Below are 1,873 nucleotides of genomic sequence, written 5' to 3' on the forward strand. Positions count from 1 at the left end.
TCAACCACCTCGGCTACCAGGTAACTCTCAACCCGCTGGGAGGCACATGACCACACCAGACCCAGCCCATCTCACGAGGATTTTTGTATCAGCAGATTGAAATCTGTGCGCTCAGGCGCTGTTTATGGAGATGCAGGCGGGGTCGTCCGCGGGGTCGGGTTGTGAGAGCGGGAGGTCGGGCCGGGTGAAGGTCCGCGAAAAGGTTTGGGTCGGAATCGATGTCGGCAAAGCTGCTCACCACGCCTGCGTGGTGGACCAGGACGGCAAGGTCGCGTTCTCCGGGAAGGTGGTCAACGGTCAGTCCGCGATCGAGGCGTTGATCGCCCGGGTCCGGGCCAAGGCCGGCGAGGTGGTTTGGGCAGTCGACATGGCCTCCGGGGCGGCAGGGCTGCTGCTGGCGTTGCTGAGCGCCACCGGCGATCGGTTGGTGTATGTGCCCGGCCGGTTGGTCAACCGGATGTCCGGCGCGTTCGCCGGAGAAGGCAAAACCGACGCCAAACACGCCCGCACGATCGCCGAAACCGCCCGCACTCGTAGCGATTTGACGCCGGTCACCAGTCCCGATCAGATCGTCACCGACCTGCGGGTTCTCACCGCGCGCCGCGAGAACCCGATGGCGGACTGGGTGCGTGGGGTCAACCATCTGCGCGAGATGCTGGCCTCGATCCTTCCCGCACTGGAGCGGGCTTTTCGACTACTCCACCCGCTCGGCGTTGGTCCTGCTCACCGGATTCCAGACCCCCGCCGGTCTGCGAGAAGCCGGCTACGACGGCGTTCGAACCTACCTGCTCGCCCACGGCGCCTGGCCCAAAAACATCTCCGCTATAACCGATAAAGCCCTGGCGGCGGCCGGTGAGCAATCCATCGCCCTGCCCGGCGCGAGGCGGTCACCGCGCCCCTCATCGCGCGGCTGGCGCATCAACTGCTCGACCTGGACCGCGATATCAAAGAGCTCAACAAACAGCTCACCGAACGGTTCGATCAGCATCCCCACGCCGCGGCCATCACCAGCGTGGACGGTTTCGGCCCGATACTCGGTGCGCAACTGCTGGCCGACGCGGGCGGTGACCTGCGTGCCGTGTTCGGCAGCGCAGCGCGGCTGGCCGCCTACGCCGGGCTGGCGCCAGTACCCGGCGACTCCGGCAAAGTCCGCGGAAACCTGCACCGCCCCAAGCGATATCACCGAGGCATGCGCAAGGTCTTCTACATGGCCGCGCTGTCGAGCATCCGCCGCGCCGACGGCCCCTCGCAAGCCTTCTACCAGCGCAAACGCGCCGAGGGAAAGATCCACACCCAAGCACTCATCGCGCTGGCCGGCCGCCTGATCGACGTCATCTGGGCACTGATCCGCGACAACCGCACCTACGCTATCGAGGCACCAACCCTGATCAGCGCTGCGGCTTGACACGATCATTGAAACTCCTGGTAGTGCAGAATCCATGTAACCAGGTGCTGACGGTCGGGTGGAGCCACCGTCTCGCCGGGAAATATAGTTGCGCTCTTAGTAATCACTATCGCGCCCCCGCCGGGCAGAAAACGCACCATCTGTGTTGAATGCGGCCGCGGTGAGTCCTTCAGCGGTCCGGCGAAGGCGGCGGCCATGCTGCGACTGATGTCATCCCTTCCCCGCAAGTAGATCCCCGGTCCGATCACCGTCGCGTCGTGGGTGTAGCAGGCCGCGAACTGTGCGGTATCCTGCCTGGCCCACGTCTCGGACATTGCCTCGAATGTGGCTTGGACAGACTCGGATGTGTGTTCCGAACTCATCGATCGCCTCCTTAGCCTCGATCCATGGATGAGTTTCTGTGATGGTTTGCGTGCCTGCAGCACGCGGACCAACTCGGTTTCGGGTGTGGGGTAGCCGCTGGTCTGC

General features: G+C 64.5%; 1 protein-coding gene and 1 pseudogene. One reads left to right on the forward strand and one right to left on the reverse strand.

What is annotated here, in order from left to right:
* Nucleotides 1–184: 184 nt before the first annotated feature.
* Nucleotides 185–1,405, forward strand: a pseudogene (locus tag ACFYOW_RS49520) (IS110 family transposase).
* A 5-nt stretch (nt 1,406–1,410) separates the two neighbouring features.
* Here the strand turns inward: ACFYOW_RS49520 and ACFYOW_RS49525 are convergent.
* A partial coding sequence (locus ACFYOW_RS49525) for an SgcJ/EcaC family oxidoreductase (RefSeq protein WP_387299145.1) occupies nt 1,411–1,873 on the reverse strand: 463 nt, incomplete at its 5' end.

The sequence above is a fragment of the Nocardia sp. NPDC006982 genome (genome assembly GCF_042869435.1).
Lineage (GTDB): Bacteria > Actinomycetota > Actinomycetes > Mycobacteriales > Mycobacteriaceae > Nocardia.